Origin of the sequence: Phocaeicola intestinalis, from assembly GCF_014837065.1 — a bacterium.
GTDB lineage: Bacteria > Bacteroidota > Bacteroidia > Bacteroidales > Bacteroidaceae > Phocaeicola > Phocaeicola intestinalis.
In genome coordinates this window covers 3170-5028 of sequence record NZ_JACSPP010000108.1, presented here as the reverse complement: position 1 = coordinate 5028, position 1859 = coordinate 3170, and the positions used below count along the sequence as shown (strand labels likewise).

General features: G+C 56.5%; 2 tRNA genes and 1 rRNA gene. All 3 read left to right on the top strand.

Features of this window, described 5'->3' with window-relative positions:
• The first annotated feature begins 10 nt into the window (after positions 1-10).
• The 3 genes from H9625_RS17050 to H9625_RS17040 all read left to right on the top strand — a co-directional run bounded on the left by H9625_RS17050 (position 11) and on the right by H9625_RS17040 (position 1801).
• Positions 11-1538 (top strand): 16S ribosomal RNA (locus H9625_RS17050).
• Between the two features lie 108 nt (positions 1539-1646).
• Positions 1647-1720, top strand: a tRNA-Ile gene (locus H9625_RS17045).
• A 7-nt stretch (positions 1721-1727) separates the two neighbouring features.
• Positions 1728-1801 (top strand) — tRNA-Ala (locus H9625_RS17040).
• Positions 1802-1859 lie beyond the last annotated feature (58 nt).

Here is a 1859-nt window from a genome sequence, read left to right as displayed (position 1 = left end):
AAGATATTTTACAATGAAGAGTTTGATCCTGGCTCAGGATGAACGCTAGCTACAGGCCTAACACATGCAAGTCGAGGGGCAGCATGGGCTTAGCTTGCTAAGCCTGATGGCGACCGGCGCACGGGTGAGTAACGCGTATCCGACCTTCCGGCGGCTCGGGTCCAGCCTTTCGAAAGAAAGATTAATCCCCGATGGTGTCAGGCAGTTCCATGACAGCCTGACTAAAGAATTATCGGCCGCCGATGGGGATGCGTTCCATTAGCTTGTTGGCGGGGTAACGGCCCACCAAGGCGACGATGGATAGGGGTTCTGAGAGGAAGGCCCCCCACATTGGGACTGAGACACGGCCCAAACTCCTACGGGAGGCAGCAGTGAGGAATATTGGTCAATGGGCGCGAGCCTGAACCAGCCAAGTAGCGTGGAGGATGACTGCCCTACGGGTTGTAAACTCCTTTTGCAGGGGGATAAAGTGTGCCACGCGTGGCATATTGCAGGTACCCTGCGAATAAGCATCGGCTAACTCCGTGCCAGCAGCCGCGGTAATACGGAGGATGCGAGCGTTATCCGGATTTATTGGGTTTAAAGGGAGCGCAGACGGCCCCTTAAGTCAGCTGTGAAAGTTTGCGGCTCAACCGTAAAATTGCAGTTGAAACTGTGGGGCTTGAGTACGGTCGCGGCATGCGGAATTCGTGGTGTAGCGGTGAAATGCATAGATATCACGAAGAACCCCGATTGCGAAGGCAGCATGCCAGCCCGCCACTGACGTTGAGGCTCGAAGGTGCGGGTATCAAACAGGATTAGATACCCTGGTAGTCCGCACGGTAAACGATGGACACCCGCTGTCGGCGATATACAGTCGGCGGCCAAGCGAAAGCGTTAAGTGTCCCACCTGGGGAGTACGCCGGCAACGGTGAAACTCAAAGGAATTGACGGGGGCCCGCACAAGCGGAGGAACATGTGGTTTAATTCGATGATACGCGAGGAACCTTACCCGGGCTTGAACTGTGCCTGAATGTGCCGGAAACGGTGCAGCCGCAAGGCAGGCGCGGAGGTGCTGCATGGTTGTCGTCAGCTCGTGCCGTGAGGTGTCGGCTTAAGTGCCATAACGAGCGCAACCCCTTCCGGCAGTTGCCATCAGGTGATGCTGGGTACTCTGCCGGTACTGCCATCGTAAGATGCGAGGAAGGTGGGGATGACGTCAAATCAGCACGGCCCTTACGTCCGGGGCTACACACGTGTTACAATGGGGGGTACAGAGGGCAGCCAGCCGGCGACGGCGCGCGAATCCCGAAATCCCCTCCCAGTTCGGACTGGAGCCTGCAACCCGGCTCCACGAAGCTGGATTCGCTAGTAATCGCGCATCAGCCATGGCGCGGTGAATACGTTCCCGGGCCTTGTACACACCGCCCGTCAAGCCATGAAAGCCGGGGGTACCTGAAGTGCGTAACCGCAAGGGGCGCCCTAGGGTAAAACCGGTGATTGGGGCTAAGTCGTAACAAGGTAGCCGTACCGGAAGGTGCGGCTGGAACACCTCCTTTCTGGAGCGTCCGGTCTCATGTTTCTTGCGTGGTTCCTTTCAGTCCCGTTTCCTGTACCTGACATATCCGACTCTTTGGGCGTTGAATCGCACAGGGCTTGAAGATGCCAGTCCTATAGCTCAGTTGGTCAGAGCGCCACACTGATAATGTGGAGGTCGGCAGTTCAACTCTGCCTGGGACTACGGTCTTGGGGGATTAGCTCAGCTGGCTAGAGCACCTGCTTTGCAAGCAGGGGGTCAACGGTTCGAATCCGTTATTCTCCACACGAAGGAGATCTGTGACATGATGTGACAAGCAACCAATGAAACAAAGCATAAGCCT